The sequence below is a fragment of the Lysinibacillus sp. FSL L8-0126 genome, assembly GCF_038630385.1.
GTDB classification, from domain to species: domain Bacteria; phylum Bacillota; class Bacilli; order Bacillales_A; family Planococcaceae; genus Lysinibacillus; species Lysinibacillus fusiformis_D.
This window is the reverse complement of the sequence record NZ_CP152028.1, coordinates 4,276,320-4,297,616: the sequence shown is the minus strand read 5'-3', so window position 1 is coordinate 4,297,616 and position 21,297 is coordinate 4,276,320. Positions and strand designations below refer to the sequence as shown.

Here is a 21,297-nt window from a genome sequence, read left to right as displayed (position 1 = left end):
CCTAAAGAAAAAGTTTTTTCCTTTTTCTTGTATTTGCCACTTGAAAATTAAAAAGTCATAGTGTACTATTTGACTAGTACACTATGACATGAGGTGTTGAGGTTGAAAAGTTTTGCAGGGCTTTTAAAAAAAGAATGGGTACTTTACCGATCATGGTTTCTAGTGGGGATATTTATTGGTCTCATGTTATCTTGGATCGTTCCCTATGTATTACATCAATATGTTGATCTCTTTGCGCATGAGAATCAACTAGCATTTGCCTTTACGATGCTCGTCCTTGCTCTAGGCGGATTTTATTCTGTCTTACAATTTTTAGCGACGCTGCGTTTGGATATTAAAGCAAAGGAGAGCTGGCTACATTCAACAAGCTCTATCACGAAGCTTATCGGTGCAAAGTTGGTTTGCTCGTTAATAGGCTATGTCCTCTTCAATACACTTTTTACGAGTATAGCCATCTACAATATTAAAGATGAACTGATTGTAAGTACTGGACAAATTTTATTGACTTTGGTATTAGTTGTTATTGTGTTAATGATTTTCCAATTAATGCTATTTATCCTTCTTTTATTCTTTTTAGCTTTTTATTTGCAGTTGAAGCGCGTAATAGGACGTTTTTCGATTGTGCTGACAATGGCTGCATTTTATTTAACGACAGCTGGTTGGGTGCGAATGACGGAAAGTGAGCTGTACCAAACGATCTTCCTCCGTGGAGAAGTTTCGCTTCGCCATATCGAACAGTACTTACCAAAAGGGAAAGAGATGACAATGGAATGGATGCTAGGCTCGTTTTATGTTGTCGAAGAAGTGGCAATGACATTATTCATGCTACTGCTCTTTTTAGCAGCATCCAAATGGCTTGAAAAGGTGGTATTACGATGACAATGGATTTTTCACGTGATAAACCGATTTATAGCCAGCTTGTCGATCGAATTTGTGGGGACATAATGAAGGGAAAGTTACGGCTGGGAGATCGACTGCCGTCCGTTCGAGAATATGCAGTTGAAACAGGTGTGAATGTCAATACGGTGCAACGTGTCTATAAGGAGTTAGAGGCGATGAAGATAACGGAAACCAAACGAGGTCAGGGTACATTTATTACAAGCAATGAGGAACGCATTGAATTATTACGAGAAGAAATGAAAAATCAGCTAGCTGAAAACTTTTTAACATCGATTGAGGCATTAGGCTTTTCAAAGGAAGAAATGCTTGATGTTTTGAAAAATAAAGCGTGAGGTGAAGGGTATGTTAGAGCTATCAAATGTGTCTTTTCAATATAAGAAACAGCCGATTTTACAGGATATATCCTTTTCCTTCCCGATTGGACAAATCATTGGGCTTGTAGGGGAAAATGGAAGTGGTAAATCTACGCTAATGAAAGTATTAGCGGGTTTATTACGACCTTCTGCCGGTAAAGTCACACTGAATGGCAAGCCTGTCACACGTAGAAGTGCGGATCAAATTGCTTATTTACCCGATACGGATTTGTTTTTTGAGTATTATACGGGCGAACAGCTATTCCAGTATTATGCCTCTCAATTTGAAGATTTTTCCTATGATAAGGCCTGTATCGTCGCACAATTTTTACAGGTGAATAAAAATACGAAGCTACGTCAATTATCAAAGGGTAATCGTGGTCGGATGAAAATGGCTGCTACGCTTGGTCGAGAGGTTCCTTTTTATGTCATGGATGAGCCATTTGCTGGGCTTGATCCCATTGTGAGAGAACAGCTGATTAAGGGCTTAATTCAATTTACAGATATCGAAAATCAAACGATTTTGCTATCAACACATGAATTATATGAGGTAGAACCTATTTTAGATCAAATTATTTTATTGCAGGAGGGGTCCATCACGGCTTATGAAGAAGTTGAAACCTTACGCGATGTGGCGAATAAGGACGCAGTCGAGTGGATGAAGGGATTTTATCGTCAGTAAGCATTTTTAGCAGTGTTGCTTCAATAGCATCCACTGATTGAGGATATAGTCGCTGGCAGATGTCATAGATTTTGATCGTGGAAGAAGTACCATCAAAATCTGGACGCCATTACGCCAAGGCGAAATGGATAAGAAAGGGTGAAAAAATATGACAGAACCAATTGTACAATTGCAAAATTTATCGAAAACAATTCGAGGCAAGCAATTAATTCAACAGTTAAACATTGATTTATATCCAGGGCAGATTACAGGATTTTTAGGACCGAATGGAGCGGGGAAAACAACAACCATACGAATGATGACCGGGCTGATGCATCCAACAGAGGGCAATGTCATTATTGATGGACTTTCCCTACAAGAGCATTATGAGGAAGCTATTAGTAAGGTTGGCGTAATTGTCGAAAATCCAGAGATGTATAAATTTATGTCAGGCTATAAAAATTTACTCCATTTTGCACGTATGCATAAAAATGTGACGAAAGAACGAATTCAAGAGGTCGTTCAACAGGTGGGTCTTGAAAACCGTATACATGAAAAGGTTTCTACGTATTCACTAGGGATGCGCCAACGACTAGGATTAGCGCAGGCGCTGCTACATCGACCGAAGTTTTTAATTTTAGATGAACCAACAAATGGCTTAGACCCTGCTGGTATTCGTGAGTTCCGTATGTACCTGCGCAAGATTGCTTCGGAAGATGGCGTATCCGTTTTTGTATCGAGTCATTTATTATCTGAAATTGAGTTAATGTGTGATCGCGTGGCAGTGATTCAAAATGGGCAACTCATTGACCTCCGTGATATTCATAATGAAAGCTCATCCTTTTATTATGTGGAGGCACAGCCAAAAGAACAGCTGTCTGCTCATTTTGAACAGCATGATTACCATTTCGTTGCTGAAAATGATGGCTATGTAGTGGAAATGAAGAAAGAGGATGTTCCAGCATTGACGACTCAATTAGTGCAAGCGGGTATGCAACTATTTGCTGTACAGCCACATCAAAAAACATTAGAGGATCAATTCTTAGAAATGACTGGAGGCGGACAAATTGCTGAAGCTAATTCAAAATGAGTGGATGAAATTATGGCATAAAAAGGGAACCTGGGCAATGGTGGCGATGCTCATTCTTGTTATTCTTGTTCCTGGTGCTATCATGAAATATTATGAAGTAAAATCAACAGATGAAGGCTCCTGGCAGGAGATCGAGCAGCAAGCAATCCAAGCGAACAAGGAGATGCTTGCAAGTGATGATTTAATGGAGGAAGATAAGGCCCGTTATGAAGAGCAAATCGCTATTTCTGAATATCGTTTAGCCAATGATGCGCCTAGTCAAAAGGATAATAGTCTTGCGAGCTTTATGTCCTTTACAAGTGGTATGCTCACACTTGTTACGTTATTTACGGTTATTACAGCGGCTAGTATTGTGTCGAGCGAATTTTCAACGGGTACGATTAAAATGCTGTTAACACGTCCGATGTCTCGAGCGAAAGTGTTAACGTCTAAACTACTGTCAACCTTCCTATTTGGTTTATTCTTATATGCTGTGAATGTGGTGGTAAGTGCTCTTGTGGGCTTGGTATTGTTTGGTATGGGAACAGGTGTCGAATTAGAAATCGTCAATGGTCAAGTAGTTGAAAAGGCTATATGGGGGGATTTAGCGTATCATTATCTACTTTCTGGTGGTGATTTTGTTATGTCTACATTATTTGCCTTTTTAGTAGGTTCGGTGTTCCGTTCAAGCTCATTAGCGATTGGTTTAACGATGTTCCTCTCCTTTACAGGTGGCATGATTGTTATGTTCTTGAGTAGATACGATATTGTCAAATACATTTGGCTCACGCATTCAGATTTAACACAGTATGAACATGGTGGTGGCTCCATGATTACGGATGTTACGATGCCTTTCTCTTTAACTGTGCTTGCTGTTTATGCATTCTTGTTCCTTGTGATTAGTTATACAACCTTTATGAAACGTGATATAACTGCATAATCTAAAATAAGAACTGTGCCCTAATTGAATTAGGGTGCGGTTTTTTTATTGGGCAACACGAAATATTAAAAAAGTATTTATTTTTTTTTGAATTGCGCCTATAATAATAGCAACTTAGTGAAAACGCTTTTTTTTTACTAAAGTGGTCTAGACAACTATACCAAAGGGGGATAAATAATGTTTGCTTTCTTACAAAAAATCGGTAAGTCTCTCATGTTTCCAATCGCTACATTACCAGCAGCAGCATTACTATTGCGTTTAGGTTCAGGGGATATGCTTGGAGCCGTACCGAATGAAGCAATCCAGTACATTGCTAGTATTATGGCCGCTTCGGGCAATGCTATACTTGGCAATTTACCAATCATTTTTGCGATTGGGATTGCGATGGGATTTGCACATGATAGCAGTGGGGGCGCAGCACTTGCAGGTGCGATTGCTCATCTTGTATTAGTGGCCGTTTTAGGAACTGTTAATGAAGAATTAGATATGGGTGTGTTTGGTGGTATTATTGCCGGTATTACGGCAGGCTTATTATATAACAAATATTATAATGTGAAATTTCCAGAATGGTTATCATTCTTTGGCGGACGGCGCTTTGTACCGATTATTACGTCCATTACCATGGCGATTTTAGCTAGTATTTTAGCGATTGTGTGGGGACCAATTCAAGGTGGTATTGATTCTGTCGGCAATTGGATGATTGGCGCAGGATCACTTGGTGTTGGAATGTATGGTTTCTTCAACCGTCTATTAATTCCAGTTGGTTTACACCATGTCATTAACACGGTCATTTGGTTTGATTTTGGTGAATTTACGAATGCTGCGGGCGAAGTGGTGAAAGGGGACATCCACCGTTTCTTAGCGGGAGACCCATCAGCTGGACATTTCCAAGCTGGTTTCTTCCCAATCATGATGTTTGGTTTACCAGCAGCATGTTTGGCGATGTACTTTGCAGCGAAAAAAGAAAAACGTCCTGTCGTTGGTGGGATGTTCTTTTCCATCGCTTTGACAGCTTTTTTAACAGGTGTTACAGAACCGATTGAGTTTTCATTTATGTTCTTATCACCAGTTCTATATGGTATTCATGCTGTACTAACAGGTATAGCACTCGCTGTGGCCTATATCGTTGGATTCCGTGATGGCTTTGGATTCTCGGCAGGTTTAATTGACTATTTATTAAACTTAGGTCTAGCAGATAAACCATTGCTCTTACTGCCTTTAGGCTTAGGCTTTGGTGCGATTTACTTTGTTGTATTCTATTTCTTAATCAAAAAATTAGACTTAAAAACACCTGGACGTGAAGACGACGAGGAAGAGGATGGAGAAGCAAATGCTGCCATTTCTGACGATGTTGATTTACGTGCCTACTATACAATTGAAGCATTAGGTGGAAAAGAGAATATTCAGCAAGTGGATTACTGTACAACTCGCTTACGACTGTCTGTACAGGATGCCGATGTTGTAGATGAAAAAACATTGAAGCAAACAGGTGCACGAGGGGTAATGCGCATTAGTAAAACGAATGTTCAAGTGATTATTGGTACATCTGTTGAGTTTTTAGCAGAGGCTATCAAAGATCGTTTGAAAAAAGGCAATCCAGCACCTACAAATACACAAGTGCCAACAGCACAGTCTGTAGTGCAAGAAGCAGTCAAAAATGAAACAACGAACTTCCATGATTTTGAAATGCCCATGACAGGTGATTTATTGCCATTATCAGAAGTGCCAGATGAGGCATTTTCGGCAGGGTTGATGGGTCCAGGGTTTGGTATTCGTCCAATGGATGGCACAGTTTATGCACCGTTTGATGGGGAAGTGGTGATGATTTTCCCAACGAAGCATGCGATTGGCTTGAAATCAGATGCAGGTCTGGAAGTATTAATTCATGTTGGTTTAGATACAGTCAAACTTGATGGTAAAGGCTTTGACCTGTTCGTCACGGATGGTCAAAAAATTCAGCGTGGAGATATGCTTTTAAAGGCTGATATCAATCAGATTAAAGACCAAGTACCTTCTGTGATCACACCAGTTGTTTTCACAAGTTTAATGGGTCAAGAGATTACACTCGGAAAATCTGGCTATCAACGAGCGGGCTCTACCAATATTATTGCAATGAAAAAGTAACAACAAATAGGGCTGTTTGCAAAAGCTACACATAGGCAATAGGAAATGGCAAATGGACACCTTTTCAACAGCCCTTGTTCAAGAAGAGGAGATGTTTTTCTTGAGTTTATTAATTCGGAACATCACAGTGGTCAACGCAAATGGTCGAGATGAGCAAGTGGATGTGTGGATGAAGGATGGCAAAATTGCACAAATTGCTACACAGCTCAATGTTAATCATGTGGAACAGCTAGATGGTTCAGGGAAATTTTTATTGCCTGGATTTATTGATATGCATATTCATGGGTCCGCTCAAATGGATACAATGGATGCCTCAGATGAGGGACTTCATATAATGGCACAATCGTTACTAAAAGAAGGTACGACAAGCTTTTTAGCAACAACTATGACACAAAGCTATGACAAAATTGAGCGGGCCATTGCCAATGTGGCACAGTTCCAGCCACAGTCAGACGAGGCGGAAATATTGGGGCTTCATATTGAAGGACCATTTGTTTCGAAAGAGCGGGCGGGAGCACAACCTCTTGACTATATTGTCCCGCTTGATATGGCTATATGGACAAAATGGCAGGAATTAAGTGGCCATAAAATTAAGCAAATTACGCTAGCACCAGAAGAACCGAATGGCATGGCGGCAGTGCAAAGCATTTCTGCAAGCGGTGTCATCGTATCGATTGGTCATTCAGATGCAACATTTGAGCAAATGCAAGAAGCGGTTCAATTAGGTGCTTCACAGGGGACACATTTATACAATCAAATGCGTCCATTCCATCATCGTGACCCAGGTGTCGTTGGTGGCGTCTTGTTGCTAGATGCCATCAAGGCTGAGCTCATTGTTGATTTTATTCATATGCATGAAGGGGCAGTGGAAATGGCCTATCGGTTAAAGGGAGCAGACGGTCTTATATTAATTACTGATGCGATGCGCGCAAAGGGTATGCCATATGGAGCGTATGATTTAGGCGGCCAAATGGTTCATGTGACTGAAGCGGGCGCTCATTTATCAAACGGTGCTTTAGCGGGTAGTATTTTAAAAATGGATCAAGCTATACGAAATATGCGTCATATTACGAAATGTACAATGGAGGAGCTTGTGAAAATGTCAAGCTTCAATGCTGCTCAGCAATTAAAATTAAACAATAAAGGGCAGCTTGCGCAAGGCTATGATGCAGATGCTGTGATTATGGATGAACATTTAAAGCTTCATCAAACAATTAAGGCAGGCAAGGTCTTATATGATGCCATGCAATAGGCGATGACCGTTAACGTCAGAAGGCATGCAAACATCTAGCATGGAACGATCGAAATGAAAAGGTGATAGAACATGAATACCTATTTTCAACAAGTCAATCGATATTTAACAATGGTGGCACAGCAGGAAAGTGAACAAATTAGACATGTTGCCCAGCAAAGTGTTGAACGTCTCACAAAGGGAGGCATTATCCAGCTGTTCGGCTCTGGTCATTCCATGTTATTAGCACAGGAATGTTATTACAGAGCGGGTGGCTTAGTGCCTGTTAAACCGATACACATTGAATCGTTAATGCTGCATCAGGGTGCACGGCAATCCTCGCAAAATGAAAAAAAACAGGCATTTTTAGCCTCATATAAGGATCAGCTACAGTTTGATGACCACGATGTTTGTATCATCATTTCGACATCTGCCAATAATCCAGCACCAATTGATATGGCTATCTACGCTAAGGAAGCGGGTGCTTTCACCATATCCCTGCAATCACTGGAGTATCAGCAACAGCCATCACGACATCCATCAGGCAAGCGTTTAGAGCATGTGGTCGATGAAGTATTGAATACGCATGTTCCATTAGGGGATGGTGTGTTAACTGTTAATAAGTTGCAATATGCACCTGTGTCCACCGTCTTAGGTGCGACATTATTAAATGCTTTATTCGCACAAATTATTGAGCTAATGCATGAACAGGGTGCAAATATACCAGTGTTTGGTAGCAATAATCTAGGTAAAAATAATAACGATGCGCTCATTGATCAATATGGTCAGCGTATTCATTTTTAAGGCACGAATGAAGGAGGATGAACGGTGAGATTAAAAAGATTTTCCTCAATTGATGATTTATATGCACAAGCCGTGACAACAATCGTTGAAGCTAAAAATAATGGGGCGACAACTTTTGGATTGGCTACTGGTGGAACAATGGAACCGTTATATGCTAAAATCTGCAAAACAGATCTCGATTTTTCACATTGCATTAGCTTTAATTTAGATGAATATGTGGGGCTTGAGGCAACTCACGAGCAAAGCTATGCCTATTATATGAACAAACATTTATTTCAGCAAAAACCATTTCGAGCATCCTATTTGCCAAATGGTCTAGCAGCAGATCCTTTAGTGGAGGTAGCTCGCTATGAAGCCTTACTGCAACAGTATCCCTTAGACTTCCAATTGCTTGGGATTGGTCAAAATGGTCATATCGGCTTTAATGAACCAGGCACGTCATTTGCTTCCTTGACGCATCTTGTCACATTGGAAGAATCTACTCGTCAAGCCAATGCTCGTTTCTTTTCATCCATTGATGAGGTGCCGACACAGGCATACACGATGGGGATTCAATCAATTATGCGTGCAAAGTGCATTTTGTTAATCGCAGTGGGAGAAACTAAGCGTGAGGTTTTAGAGCGCATGCTGGCATCTGATTATACAGAAGATGTTCCAGCAAGTGTGTTGTCCAAACACCCAAACGTTATCATTTTGACAGACTTACAAGAAGAGGAGAATATATAATGAAAACACAACAATTTACAGTAGTCGATCCTTTAGGAATTCATGCACGTCCAGCAAGCCAACTTGTGGCAAAAGCAACACCATTTACTTCATCAATTGAAGTGCGTACAGAAGAAAAAGCAGCTAATTTAAAATCCATTTTAGGTGTGATGGGATTAGCCTTGAAGCAAGGCTCACAATTTATACTTGTTGTAGATGGGGAAGATGAAGAGCAAGCATTAACAGCTTTAACGACACTCATAACAGAAATGGGGCTTGCACAATGACACAACTCACTGGTATTGCCGCTTCAGACGGCATTGCCATTGCCAAAGCATATCGTTTTGTCCAACCAGATTTAACATTCACGAAAACAACGGTTCAAGATATCGAGGCTGAGCAACAACGTTTAGCAGCCGCTCTTGCCAAAGCAGAGCAAGAGCTGGTGGTCATTCAACAGCAAACATTGAAAAAATTTAGTGCTGAAGAGGCTGCGATTTTTGAGGCGCATTTATTAGTGGTGAATGATCCAGAATTAATTGGGCCGATCAACCAAAAAATTGCAGATGAGGCGGTTAACGCAGAGTATGCCTTACATGAAGTATCGTCTATGTTTGTGGCATTATTTGAAGGTATGGACAACGAATACATGAGTGAGCGTGCATCTGATATTAAAGATGTGACAAACCGCATATTAGCACATTTGCTCGATGTACATATTCCAAATCCAAGCAGTATTAACGAACAGGTGATTATTGTTGCGAATGATTTGACCCCTTCAGAGACAGCCCAATTAGACCGTAATTATGTCCTTGGTTTTATTACGGATATCGGTGGTCGTACATCCCATTCAGCCATCATGGCACGCTCGTTAGAAATTCCAGCAGTCGTAGGGGCAGGGACGGCAACGACAACGATTCAAGATGGCGATTGGTTAATCGTCGATGGTTTATCTGGTCAAGTGCTTGTAAATCCAACAGCAGATGTCATTGCTAATTATCAAGAAAAGGCACAACATTATCGTACACAGCAGGCGGAGTGGTCTACATTAGTAAACGAACAAACTGTGTCCAAGGATGGCGTACATGTTGAACTAGCTGCGAATATTGGATCACCAAGTGATTTGGACAGTGTGCTGCGTCATGGTGCTGAAGGAATTGGTCTGTATCGTACAGAGTTTTTATATATGGGTCGAGAAAACTTGCCATCAGAGGACGAACAATTCACTGCATACAAAACAGTCATTGAAGGAATGAAGGGTAAGCCAGTAGTTATTCGAACACTGGATATCGGTGGTGACAAACACTTACCATATTTGCCATTGCAAGAAGAAATGAACCCATTTCTTGGTCATCGTGCCATTCGTCTATGCTTAGAGCAACAAGAGCTATTCCGCACACAATTACGCGCTTTATTACGCGCTTCTGTATATGGTAACTTAAAAATTATGTTCCCAATGATTGCGACCATCCAAGAATTTCGGGAAGCAAAAGCCATTTTGCTGGAAGAAAAAGAGAAGCTTGTAGCGGCATGTATTGCTGTAAGCTCAGACATGGAAATCGGAATGATGGTTGAAATTCCAGCCACAGCAGTAATGGCAGACATCTTTGCGAAAGAAGTGGATTTCTTCTCCATTGGTACCAATGATTTAATTCAATATACAATGGCTGCGGATCGTATGAATGAAAAGGTTTCTTATTTATATCAACCGTATAACCCAGCCATTTTACGCTTAATTCAAATGGTTATCGAAGCTGCCCATAAAGAACAAAAATGGGTAGGGATGTGTGGTGAAATGGCAGGCGATGAGTTTGCTGTTCCACTATTGCTAGGATTAGGCTTAGATGAATTCTCCATGAGTGCTACATCTATTTTAAAAACACGCTTCTTGCTGAAGCAATTATCTGCCACAGAAATGCAAGCTTTAGCAGCACAAGCCCTCCAATTAGCAACAGCCGAGGAAGTGCTGGAAAAAGTAAAGCAGGCTGTGAAATAAGATAGACCAAAACCCATCTACCTATACACAATTATGGTAGATGGGTTTATGTTGTTAAAAAATAACATTAAAAAACATTATAGCAAGGCTAGGGGTCGATTTCCGTTCCACCAGGGTCCTTTCCAGTGAGCACGTAGAAGTTATATTGCACTCTAATCAACCATGCTACCAAAATAATCGAGAAAGGATTAGACATAACATCAATAAAATAAGTAGTTTTTTACCTTTCACAATAGTTCTATTCTAAATAGAATTTAAATAAAAGGTAGCTGAAGATAAGCTTCAACTTCTTTTTTAGTGAATTATGCATGTTTTGAAATGATTTGCTGAAGCTTAGCTTGCAGTGTCGGTAAGTCATGCATCGTAATCGTTGTTCTGACATAGCGTTCATCCATATCTAATGCCTCTGCAAAAAAGCTACCAATGCCTCTTACCTTGCGATCAATTTGCATTAAAATTTCCGCTGAATGATTAGACTGGGAGAGGAAAACGATTTCCAGCTCATCTAAATGCCCTCTATATTGTCCAGTTGGTACAAATTCAAATTCCTGTACAAATGGATAGTAGCCACGGAAGCGGGAAGGGGCTTGCTCGCATTCAGCTTCTCGTAAACGGAAACCTAGGCCTTGAATTGTATCCAATATATGCCCTGCAAGCGTTGTAGGCTCCACACGAATATAATCCTTATCACTTGGATCGACAGCATTTTTAATATCAAGGCCCGTTTGAATCCAAACCTGTGTTTTACCAGCACTAATCGGTGTTTCAAATGGCAGTGTTATCGAAATAGGAAAGGCCTTTTCTTCACCAGCCGCCAGTGTGAAAGGCTCTGTTACTTTGACTTTTTGTAGAGCAGCAACCTCTGTATGTTTATGATCATTGGACTCGCGAATATAGGTCGTATTAACTGACAGATAAATAGCATCAACTTGTTGGTCAATTTGACCGCCACGCACGATGATTTCCCCCTGCATAACCTCTCCAGCGCGATAAGTATCCTTTGCCAATCTTGTATCCACTGTTGCTGCACCTATTCCAAAACTTGCTAATGCTTTATGAAAAAAAGACATCTTTCATTCCTCCTACTGACATGGTTAGCTATACATACGCTCGTGTTGAAAAAAGGTTTCAAGACTGGCAAATTTTTCGCTATACTAGTTGGAAAATGAAATTTTTAAATGCGTGTTGTTTTTGTAAGAATACTAAGGTAAGTAATGGTTTCTGCACCGATTATTCATATTTAGCCTTTATACTAAATGAATGTAGGTCTTCCTAATGATGAAAGATAGAGGGTGTTGAAATGTATAGTGTGATGTCCACCATTAGTCAGTTTATTAGTGAGCCAATTACGCAATTATTGCATGGCTATGAGCATTCTGCATGGATGATGGCCGTTCTGCTTGGCTTGATAGGTGCACTTGCTCCATGTCAAATAACAGGGAATATGAGTGCCATTACGTTTTATGGCAGTCGAACGCTTCATAGGAGCAGTATTTGGCAGGAGATTATGTTTTTTATGATGGGCAAAGTGGTTGTTTTTAGTGGGCTTGGACTGCTAGCTTGGCTGTTGGGTCAATCGTTTGAAACGAAGATGACGCTATATTTTCCAATCTTTCGTCAGGCAATCGGACCAATGCTGCTATTAACAGGATTCGTGCTAATCGGTTTAGTGAAATTCACCTTTCTGCAACGCTTGTCCTCGAAATTACCACCTATAGTAAAAGAAGGGAATTTGGGTGCCTTTTTGATGGGGGCTAGTTTTTCGATTGCCTTTTGTCCGACCATGTTTGTCTTGTTCTTTGTGTGGCTCATGCCCATTGTAGCAAGCACTTCCTATGGCTTCATCCTACCAAGTATTTTTGGCGTGGCAACGGCTGTACCGCTTATAATCATGCTCCTCTTGCTATATGTTTTTAATGCCAAACGTCTTATTGTAAGGACAAGCATGAAGATGGGGAGAAGTATGCAAATGATTGCTGGTTTATTATTACTATTAGTCGGCATGATAGACACGATTACATATTGGGGATTATAAGGATAAAGAGAACATAGTCGAGTGTTTTTGCTTGGAAACAATAAGGTAAATCGTCTGTGCCAAAGTGACATCTTACAATATACTCGATTTTTGCAGAGCTAGATTTTCGATTAAACATATACCCAATTTGGCAACGAAATTTAGTTTTTCACCATATCACGTCATCATCTTTGCGTATGCAGATGCTGGCAATATACCGATTAGTCTCTTCATGGTAATTACTAATAAGATGGTTGAGTGAAAGGGAGATGAATGGTTATGGTATATCCTGCAAAAGTAAACAAGGTTCCGGTTATATTGAGCTTCTTAATGGTCTGGCTCATGGCGGCTATGGCACTGTGGCCCTTCGCAACATTCTTAATGGTCATGATCATGTCGGTATGTTTTATTCTTTCAGCAAGCGTCGTCTGGTGGTACGCCACATCTATTCAGTTTGTTTTTGATGAAGAATATCTATTAGTGAAAAGTGGTCCATTTAAAAGTAAAATTCCGTACCAAGGCATCACAAAGATTGCTCCTACAAATGCCGAATTTACGGGTTATCAGATTTCTACAGCTGATAAGGGATTAGAACTTTTCTATCAAACGCCAGCTCAAGGGAGTGTAAAGATGTTGCCACAGGATAAATGGGCATTTCTTAGTGAGCTAACAAAGCGATGTCCCCATGTACAGATTCCACAAGCCCAACATTTCAAGTGATGCTAGATAAGTTAAAAAAGGTAGCTGATGTGTTGATCAGCTACCTTTTGTTATTGATCAAGCTTTGTTAACGTTTTGCCGCTCCAACCAAAAATAATCGTTAGAATGGGACCTAGTAAGCAGAAGAAGGTGAAGGGTAGATAATCCAGTGTGGAGATACCAAGGACACTTGTGATGAAAATACCACAAACACTCCAAGGGACTAGCGGATTGACGACCGTACCAGCATCCTCCATGACACGAGAAAGGTTTTTCGGCGCAAGACCTACCTTGGCAAATTGCGCTTTAAAGGCTTCACCAGTTAACAGAATGGATAAATACTGCTCACCGATTAATGTATTGACACCAATGCCCGTAATCGCAGCACCTGTTATAACGGAGCCAGCACTTTTAAATAAGCTTTCAACTTTCCCTAAAATACTTTGAATAATGCCGAGTGTAAATAATAATCCACCCATTGTTAAAGCAAGTAAGACAAGCGCGATTGTAAAGAGCATACTATTCATGCCACCACGCGTTAGCAAGGCATCTACTTCCTCATTACCAGTTTGAGAGACATAGCCATCAAAGAGAATTTTGAAAACATCTGCAGCTGGTAACGGGTCAAGCATATAGGAAAGACCTACACCGATAATGGATACGACTGCCAAAGTAATGACAGCAGGTGCTTTATAAAAGGTCATGATTACAAGGACAACAATTGGCAATAATGTATACCAATGAATCAATCCTGTCGACAGTAATCCGTCTTTAAATTGCTCCACAGTCTCAAACGATGTTGAAGCATCAGATGGCGATAAAATAGCGTACAGCACAAAGGAAATGATGAAAGCAGGAATAGTGGTCCAGCCCATATTTTTAATATGCTCAAAAAGATCTACACCAACCGTACCTGAAGCAAGATTGGTTGTATCCGATAAAGGAGACATTTTATCACCAAAGAAGGCACCAGAAACAATCGCTCCAGCCGTGATCGTTAATGAAATGTCCATCGCACCAGCAATGCCCATAAATGCCACACCAACTGTTGCCACCGTTGTTAACGAGCTCCCAACAGAGATGCCGACGATGCTACATATAAGGAAAACAATCGCAAAGAAAAAGTTCGGTGAAACGGTTAAAAAACCATAGTAGATGAGCGTTGGGATCGTTCCACCCATAATCCAGCTCGAAATTAAAATACCAATGAAGAAGAAAATAAAAACGGCACCAAGTCCAGCACTAGCACCAGCAATCATACCGCCTTCCAGGTCACGAAAGGATACTTTCTTCCATAACCCATAAGCCAGCAAAATGGCAATCACTAAAAAAATCGGGATGTGGGGTGCTGCTTTTAAATAGCCAATACTATAAGCCATTGTGATAATAATTAACAGTATAATAAAGAATGCCTCTATAAATCGAGGGTTACTCTTTGCTTCTATTCGAAACATGTGAATCCTCCTAATACGAATAAATACTTCTGCGCTTCAATGCGGTGAAGCCCAAAAGTATTATAGCACGCTAATATTTTTTGTCAATTGACTGAAAACAGAAGGCCCACATGTTTTCATGCATTTATTGTATAAGCAACTCTAAGGACGAGCATAACAAGAAGGAATACGTTTGCGCGTACGATAAAATACAAAAAATAACAATGAAATTCCAGCATTTTCATGTAAATTTCGTTTACAATTCCTTAACATTTCACATCATAAACAAATAAGCGAAAAAAAGTTTATTTCAAGTATTTTTATAAAAATAACAGAAAAAACGGTTATATTTAAAGAAAAAACGGTGATTTTTAATATTTGATTTCCAACGTTTGCAACTTGAAAAACAGCTTAAAAATAAATGTGGCAAAATTTATATTACATTTTTGTAAAATCAACATCTGCATGTTTAAAATTTTGTTGAATTGTGTAAATGTTTTGTTATGATGATTCAGAAATCGACAATATTTATTTCACAGGAGGAACAGGATGTTCAACTCAAATAAGCAAGATCCATTTTTTCAGTCATTATTAAAAATCGCAAAAAACGTGAATGAAGGTATTTATTATGCACATAATGCTCGCATTCAAGATATAGATGCGTTAAAAGAAATTGCCGATACAATGAAGCAATATGAAACAAGTGGCGATAAACTAATTCATGAACTTATTGTGATGCTAAATAAATCTTTTATGACGCCTATCGAGCGTGAGGATATTTTAGCATTAGCGAATAAGCTAGATGATGTGATTGACGGAATGGAGGGCTGTATTGCTCACTTCAATATGTACAACTTAACGGAAGTGACTGAGCCAATGCGCCAATTCCTCACATATATTGCAAAAAGCACAGATGAAATGGTACAAGCCATGGAACTGTTAAATAGTAAAAAGCTTGTAGAAATGCGTAAACATGCTATTCAAATTAAAGATAATGAACGTGAATGTGATGAAATTTTCCGTTCTTCCATGAAGCAGTTATTTATCCAAGAAAAAGATCCAATGCGTCTGATTGTTTTCAAGGATATTTATGAGCAATTTGAAGATATTGCCGATAGCTGTCAAACAGTAGCTAATACAATTGAAACAATAATTATGCGTAATGCGTAAGATGGAGTGTACGAAATGGATACGATATTATTAATCACCATACTAGTCGTTATTTTCGCACTTGTGTTCGATTTTATTAACGGCTTCCATGATACAGCAAATGCCATTGCCACTTCTGTATCAACCCGTGCCTTAAAGCCACGTACTGCGGTTTACATGGCAGCGGTAATGAACTTCGTCGGAGCCATTACCTTCGTGGGGGTAGCGAAAGCATTAACAAAGGATATTGTGGACCCGTTTACTTTAAATGCCTATGACGGCGATATTACAGGTTCTGTAGTGATTTTAGCAGCTTTATTATCTGCCATCACATGGAACTTGTTAACATGGTACTTTGGGATTCCATCCAGTTCTTCTCATACATTAATTGGTTCTGTTGCAGGCGCAGCCATTGCCGCTGCAGGATTTGATATTTTGAACTATGCTGGGTTTATTAAAATTCTTCAAGCACTTATTTTTTCACCATTGCTAGCATTCGCAGCTGGTTTCCTAATGATGACAATATTGAAGATTATCTTCAAAGATATGAATTTATATCGCACAAATAAAGGCTTCCGTACCATGCAAATTGGGACAGCTGCCTTACAATCTTTTACACACGGAACAAATGATGCTCAAAAAGCGATGGGGATTATTACACTAGCTCTAATCGCGGGCGGCCTACACCATGGGGACGATATCCCATTCTGGGTACGTTTTGCAGCAGCAACAGCGATGGGTCTTGGTACATCTGTAGGTGGCTATAAAATCATCAAAACAGTTGGTGGTAAGATTATGAAAATCCGCCCAGTAAATGGAGTAGCGGCAGATTTAGCTTCTGCTTCCATCATCTTTGGTGCGACGTTGATCCACTTACCAGTATCTACAACACATGTTATTTCTTCATCCATCATGGGTGTAGGAACAGCGCACCGCGTCAAAGGCGTTAAATGGGGCATGGCACGCAAAATCGTCACAACTTGGGTCATCACAATGCCAATCTCAGCCGTTATGGCAGCCTTGATTTACTATTTTTTAAGTTTATTTTTCTAGTACGATAAGAGGAATGCACAGCAATTGTGCATTCTTTTTTTATTTGCGTAGATAAGTGAAGGATAGCGAGAGCAAGAAACAGGATAAAGGAGAGGAAGTGGATAGCAAGAGCAAAGTGGAGGATAGAACGAGAAAAGCGGAGGATAGAACGAGAAAAGCGGAGGATACAACGCTCAAAGTGAAGGATAGCGAGAGAAGAAAGCAGGATAGAGGAGAGGAAGCGGATAGGAAGAGCAAAGTGGAGGATAGAACGAGAAAAGCGGTGGATACAACGCTCAAAGTGGAGGATAGCGAGAGAAGAAAGCAGGATAAAGGAGAAGAAGTGGATAGGAAGAGCAAAGTGGAGGATAGAACGAGGAAAGTAGTGGAAAGAACGCTTAAAGTGGAGGATAGCGAGAGCAGAATGAAGGATAGCGGAGGGGAAGTGGATAGGAAGAGTAAAGTGGAGGATAGAACGAGGAAAGTAGTGGAAAGAACGCTTAAAGTGGAGGATAGCGAGAGAAGAAAGCAGGATAGAGAAGAGGAAGCGGATAGGAAGAGCAAAGTGGAGGATAGAACGCTCAAAGTGAAGGATAGGGAGAGAAGAAAGCAGGATAAAGGAGAGGAAGTGGATAGGAAGAGCAAAGTGGAGGATAGAACGAGAAAAGCGGTGGATACAACGCTTAAAGTGGAGGATAGCGAGAGAAGAAAGCAGGATAAAGGAGAAGAAGTGGATAGGAAGAGCAAAGTGGAGGATAGAACGAGGAAAGTAGTGGAAAGAACGCTGAAAGTAGAGGATAGCCTGAACATAGCGGTGGATACAACGTGCAAAGTAAAGATTACACCTAGTAAAATGCTGGGAACATTCCTACTTGTGCGAGGAGCGGATTCCCTCTAAGGTTAATTATAAAGAAAGTATAAACTTCGGAGAAAATCACTTTTTCCATAGTAAGGTGGAAACAGGAGGAGAACGAATGAAGGAAAAGTTACTACTGATTGAGGATGATGTCGCTATTGGTCGGATTGTCAAAGAGACGCTAGAGCAGGAGGGGTACGGTGTGGCGTGGGCGACTACGGGCCTTGAAGGGTTAGCAGATTTTCAGGCGGATTCCTTCGATTTAGTGTTGGTGGATTGGATGCTGCCAGAGATGGATGGGCTTGCGGTTTGTCAGAATATACGCTGGGAAAGTGATGTGCCGATCATCATGATGAGTGCTCGTAAGGAAGAAGCGGATAAGGTGGAGGGCTTGCAGGGGGCAGATGATTATATTGCAAAACCGTTTAGTTTAGAGGAGTTGAAGGCACGTGTGGCTTCCCATCTTAGGCGCTGGAAACGTTATAACAAGCTAGAGGAAGTAGAAGATCGGACTGCCTATGCCTTTGGATTAATGATTGATTGGCAACGAGCGATAGTGAGTGTTAATCAGCAAGAGCTAGCGTTAACCCAAAAAGAATTTGCTCTTTTCAGGCTACTTGCTAAAAATCCGAATCAAACCTTCACAAAGGAGGAACTGTATCAGCATATTTGGCAGCAGGCGAGTATAGAGGACACACATACAGTCACAGTACATATCAAGGCATTGCGTGAAAAGCTCAATGATTCTGTGAAAAGCCCCCATTTTATTCAAACTGTATGGGGCAAGGGATACCGTTTTATAGGTGAACCATTATGAAAATTAAAACATGGTTACTCCTTACTTTTTTTCTTGTCATGGTGTTACCGATTGCAGGAGCATATAGCCTTTATGTGTGGATAAATGCTTATTATCAAGATAAAAATGTTGCGGAATACTTTGATAAGTGGACTGAGCTGAATCAAATAAAAGCAACCATTGACAATCCAGCGCTCTATCAAAAAAACGCGGATTTACAAGAGTTAGAAGAGCTGACAAATGAGCAGCTAGGGATAACCCTTTATACAAAATCTGGCTTTATTTTATATTCCTCCAATCCTTTGTTATCAGGCTATGTTGGAAAAGAGCGCATGTTTAAAGGATTATTTGATTTACAACAAACATACAACGCCTTTACCTATAAGGAGCCTGTCTATCAACAGGGCGATTTATTGGGTGTCTATGAAATTCAATTAGTTAGGGCAGATTGGGTAAAGGGTGTTGAAAATCGTTCATGGCTTGTTATAACAGGTTCCATTCTACTATTCCTTGTCATCTATTTAGCTGTCCTATTCGTGCTTAACCGTAGACTAAATCGACCATTAAAAGAGCTGATGCAGCAAATGCGCATTTTTGCAAAAGGTGGCCATGTAGAAACAAATCTTAGCGCAAGGAAAGATGAAATTGGAGAATTAGCTCAATCATTTGTGGCCATGCAGAATGAAATTGAGAAGACAAGAGCTTCCTTAAAAGAGGAGCAGCTACAAAAAGAGTTGATGATTGCAAGTATTTCCCATGATTTAAAAACGCCCCTGACTGCCATTCAAGCCTATGCAGAATCTTTACAAAGCAGGGGGCTTACAGAACAGCAACAAGAGGAATATCAGCAGGTCATCGTAACGAAGGCTGATCGGATGAAGCATATGCTAGAGGATTTACTCATGTATACATTGCTCCAATCAACGAATTATGAATTAGAGCTGGTTGCTGTTGATGCTGCAGAATTTTTTGAGATGGCATTGTCTGACTATGAACCATTATGTGAGGAACAAGGATTTACTTTAAACGTTTTCTGCGATGTAGATGGGCTATATGCGGTTCACCCGAAACAATTACAGCGTGTGATTGATAATTTAATGAGCAATGCTTGGCGCTATGGTGAAATCGGTACATCTATTGGCTTAGCGGCCGTCAATGCTGGGAGTTATCCAGTATGGAGTTTTGATTTCCTGAAGTCAACCTTGAACAAGCAAGAAGGTGTATATATCATTGTACAAAATAGTGGTCAAGGTATTTTGCAGGAGGACATCACAAAATTATTCGAGCCCATGTATCAAGCAGATCGTGCAAGAACGAAGGCTGGAGAACGAGGGACAGGTCTAGGTTTAAATATTACAAAACAAATTATCGAAAAACATGGTGGTACAGTAGAGCTGTTTTCGCAGGAGAATATCGGAACAGCTGTAGTATGCTGGCTACCACCTTTTAAAGGAGCAATTAAAAATGAAATGGAAAAAAACATGCCGAACAGCGGGCTTAATTGCTGTGATGACATTTAGCTTAGTGGGCTGTAATACGGAGGCATCGTATTCACCACAGGAAATTATTGAGCAAGCACTACAAGAATCCAAAGAACCACTAACTTATTATGGCGAATACACGTTAGATATGGGGGAGCTTGGTGGCAAAGCCCAAGTGAAAGAGTGGGTCAAGGATGGCAATAGACGTATGGAGATGACAGGTGACAATGGTGAACACGTCATCTCAGTCATGACTGATTCACAAGTGATAAGCTATGATGTTGCTGAAAATACAGCCTATAAAATGGCCTTTCCACAAGGCGGACTAGATGGGCTTCAATCACCTAGAGATCAAGTACAGCTTATTTTTAAGTTAATCAAGGATACACATGAGATTAAGATCGCAGGTGAGGAAAAGGTAGCTGGTAGAGACACGTATAAAATTGTAGCCAAAACGAAAAAAAGCGAATCGTTATTTGGGGATATCGAAGTATGGATTGACAAGAAAACATGGCTGACATTAAAAACGAAGACAGATAATGCAGGAAATCAAATGATCACGGAATTTACAAAGATGGAGGAGGGTAAAAAAATAGATGACCAACAATTTACACTAGATCTACCTAAGGATGTAACGATTGAAGAAATTAGTGGGGAGGATACTTCAGAATCTGTTTCGTTAGAAAGTGCCAAAGAAAAACTAGGAGCTTTTTTAGTAGTCCCACAAGAAAATGATCTAACGCTAGACAAGATTTCCATGGCTAAAGGATTAGAAGATCGACCTGAATATTCGTTTGACTATGGATTAGATGGGCAGCCAGCATTTTTTGTTACTATTTTCAAGGCAGATCCGAGTTTGGCAGAAATTGAGCCAATATTAAATGAAAAAGAGATGGTTATTCGAGGGCAAAAAGGAACTGTTATGGATGATGAAAATTTCCGTTCCATTTCTTGGCAGGAAAATGGCTATCAATACAATATCGTTGGGGAAAATCCAGCGTTAACGCTTGAGGATCTTTTAAGCTATGTGCAACAAATGACATTTGTTCAATGA

The 21,297-nt window shown here is 40.2% G+C and carries 21 protein-coding genes; 19 read left to right on the top strand and 2 right to left on the bottom strand.

Annotated elements, in window-relative coordinates; genetic code table 11:
* Nucleotides 1-102: 102 nt before the first annotated feature.
* The 11 genes from MHI34_RS20900 to ptsP all read left to right on the top strand — a co-directional run bounded on the left by MHI34_RS20900 (nt 103) and on the right by ptsP (nt 10,783).
* Nucleotides 103-879, top strand: a complete 777-nt coding sequence (locus MHI34_RS20900) for a hypothetical protein (protein WP_058843736.1) — start codon at nt 103-105, stop codon at nt 877-879.
* Nucleotides 876-1,232: a GntR family transcriptional regulator gene (locus MHI34_RS20895; protein ID WP_342503923.1), complete on the top strand. Its 357-nt coding sequence runs from the start codon at nt 876-878 to the stop codon at nt 1,230-1,232. Before MHI34_RS20900 ends, MHI34_RS20895 begins: the two co-directional genes overlap by 4 nt.
* Nucleotides 1,233-1,242: 10 nt before the next feature.
* Complete coding sequence (locus MHI34_RS20890; protein WP_342503922.1) at nt 1,243-1,935, top strand: ABC transporter ATP-binding protein; 693 nt, start codon at nt 1,243-1,245, stop codon at nt 1,933-1,935.
* Between the two features lie 148 nt (nt 1,936-2,083).
* Nucleotides 2,084-3,004, top strand: a complete 921-nt coding sequence (locus MHI34_RS20885; RefSeq protein ID WP_036117199.1) for an ABC transporter ATP-binding protein — start codon at nt 2,084-2,086, stop codon at nt 3,002-3,004.
* A complete protein-coding gene (locus MHI34_RS20880) occupies nt 2,982-3,923 on the top strand; it encodes an ABC transporter permease (protein ID WP_342503921.1) in 942 nt (313 codons plus the stop codon). Before MHI34_RS20885 ends, MHI34_RS20880 begins: the two co-directional genes overlap by 23 nt.
* Nucleotides 3,924-4,100: 177 nt before the next feature.
* Nucleotides 4,101-6,047 carry an N-acetylglucosamine-specific PTS transporter subunit IIBC gene (nagE, locus tag MHI34_RS20875; protein WP_342503920.1) on the top strand — a complete coding sequence of 649 codons (1,947 nt, stop codon included), beginning with the start codon at nt 4,101-4,103 and terminating at the stop codon, nt 6,045-6,047.
* A gap of 100 nt (nt 6,048-6,147) precedes the next feature.
* Nucleotides 6,148-7,299, top strand: a complete 1,152-nt coding sequence (nagA, locus tag MHI34_RS20870; RefSeq protein WP_342503919.1) for an N-acetylglucosamine-6-phosphate deacetylase — start codon at nt 6,148-6,150, stop codon at nt 7,297-7,299.
* A gap of 72 nt (nt 7,300-7,371) precedes the next feature.
* Nucleotides 7,372-8,082, top strand: a complete 711-nt coding sequence (locus MHI34_RS20865; RefSeq protein ID WP_101966797.1) for an SIS domain-containing protein — start codon at nt 7,372-7,374, stop codon at nt 8,080-8,082.
* A 24-nt stretch (nt 8,083-8,106) separates the two neighbouring features.
* A complete protein-coding gene (locus MHI34_RS20860; RefSeq protein WP_342503918.1) occupies nt 8,107-8,808 on the top strand; it encodes a glucosamine-6-phosphate deaminase in 702 nt (233 codons plus the stop codon).
* Complete coding sequence (locus MHI34_RS20855; protein ID WP_342503917.1) at nt 8,808-9,074, top strand: HPr family phosphocarrier protein; 267 nt, start codon at nt 8,808-8,810, stop codon at nt 9,072-9,074. Before MHI34_RS20860 ends, MHI34_RS20855 begins: the two co-directional genes overlap by 1 nt.
* A complete protein-coding gene (gene ptsP, locus MHI34_RS20850; RefSeq protein ID WP_342503916.1) occupies nt 9,071-10,783 on the top strand; it encodes a phosphoenolpyruvate--protein phosphotransferase in 1,713 nt (570 codons plus the stop codon). Before MHI34_RS20855 ends, ptsP begins: the two co-directional genes overlap by 4 nt.
* 302 nt (nt 10,784-11,085) lie before the next feature.
* Here ptsP and MHI34_RS20845 read toward each other — a convergent pair whose 3' ends face one another.
* Nucleotides 11,086-11,853: a sporulation protein gene (locus MHI34_RS20845; RefSeq protein WP_036117212.1), complete on the bottom strand. Its 768-nt coding sequence runs from the start codon at nt 11,851-11,853 to the stop codon at nt 11,086-11,088.
* A 230-nt stretch (nt 11,854-12,083) separates the two neighbouring features.
* On the opposite strand from MHI34_RS20845, the gene MHI34_RS20840 reads away from it, so the two are divergent.
* Nucleotides 12,084-12,818 (top strand): sulfite exporter TauE/SafE family protein, encoded by a 735-nt coding sequence (locus tag MHI34_RS20840; protein ID WP_101966796.1) that lies wholly within the window; start codon nt 12,084-12,086, stop codon nt 12,816-12,818.
* A 258-nt stretch (nt 12,819-13,076) separates the two neighbouring features.
* Nucleotides 13,077-13,517 (top strand): PH domain-containing protein, encoded by a 441-nt coding sequence (locus MHI34_RS20835; RefSeq protein WP_342503915.1) that lies wholly within the window; start codon nt 13,077-13,079, stop codon nt 13,515-13,517.
* A 50-nt stretch (nt 13,518-13,567) separates the two neighbouring features.
* Here the strand turns inward: MHI34_RS20835 and nhaC are convergent, their stop codons facing one another.
* On the bottom strand, nt 13,568-14,950 hold the full coding sequence (nhaC, locus tag MHI34_RS20830) for a Na+/H+ antiporter NhaC (RefSeq protein ID WP_342503914.1): 1,383 nt from the start codon (nt 14,948-14,950) through the stop codon (nt 13,568-13,570).
* Nucleotides 14,951-15,478: 528 nt separating this feature from the next.
* Here nhaC and MHI34_RS20825 point away from each other — a divergent pair.
* The 6 genes from MHI34_RS20825 to MHI34_RS20800 all read left to right on the top strand — a co-directional run bounded on the left by MHI34_RS20825 (nt 15,479) and on the right by MHI34_RS20800 (nt 21,297).
* Nucleotides 15,479-16,099 carry a DUF47 family protein gene (locus MHI34_RS20825; RefSeq protein WP_004229078.1) on the top strand — a complete coding sequence of 207 codons (621 nt, stop codon included), beginning with the start codon at nt 15,479-15,481 and terminating at the stop codon, nt 16,097-16,099.
* A gap of 15 nt (nt 16,100-16,114) precedes the next feature.
* Entirely contained in the window at nt 16,115-17,131 is a 1,017-nt protein-coding gene (locus MHI34_RS20820) for an inorganic phosphate transporter (RefSeq protein ID WP_058843727.1), read from the top strand.
* A gap of 55 nt (nt 17,132-17,186) precedes the next feature.
* Nucleotides 17,187-18,008 carry a hypothetical protein gene (locus MHI34_RS20815; RefSeq protein ID WP_342503913.1) on the top strand — a complete coding sequence of 274 codons (822 nt, stop codon included), beginning with the start codon at nt 17,187-17,189 and terminating at the stop codon, nt 18,006-18,008.
* Between the two features lie 76 nt (nt 18,009-18,084).
* Nucleotides 18,085-18,783, top strand: coding sequence for a response regulator transcription factor (locus MHI34_RS20810; protein WP_036117256.1), 699 nt, complete (start codon nt 18,085-18,087; stop codon nt 18,781-18,783).
* Nucleotides 18,780-20,282 (top strand): HAMP domain-containing sensor histidine kinase, encoded by a 1,503-nt coding sequence (locus MHI34_RS20805; RefSeq protein WP_342503912.1) that lies wholly within the window; start codon nt 18,780-18,782, stop codon nt 20,280-20,282. Before MHI34_RS20810 ends, MHI34_RS20805 begins: the two co-directional genes overlap by 4 nt.
* Nucleotides 20,227-21,297 (top strand): outer membrane lipoprotein-sorting protein, encoded by a 1,071-nt coding sequence (locus MHI34_RS20800; protein ID WP_036117258.1) that lies wholly within the window; start codon nt 20,227-20,229, stop codon nt 21,295-21,297. The genes MHI34_RS20805 and MHI34_RS20800 overlap by 56 nt, the downstream gene beginning before the upstream one ends.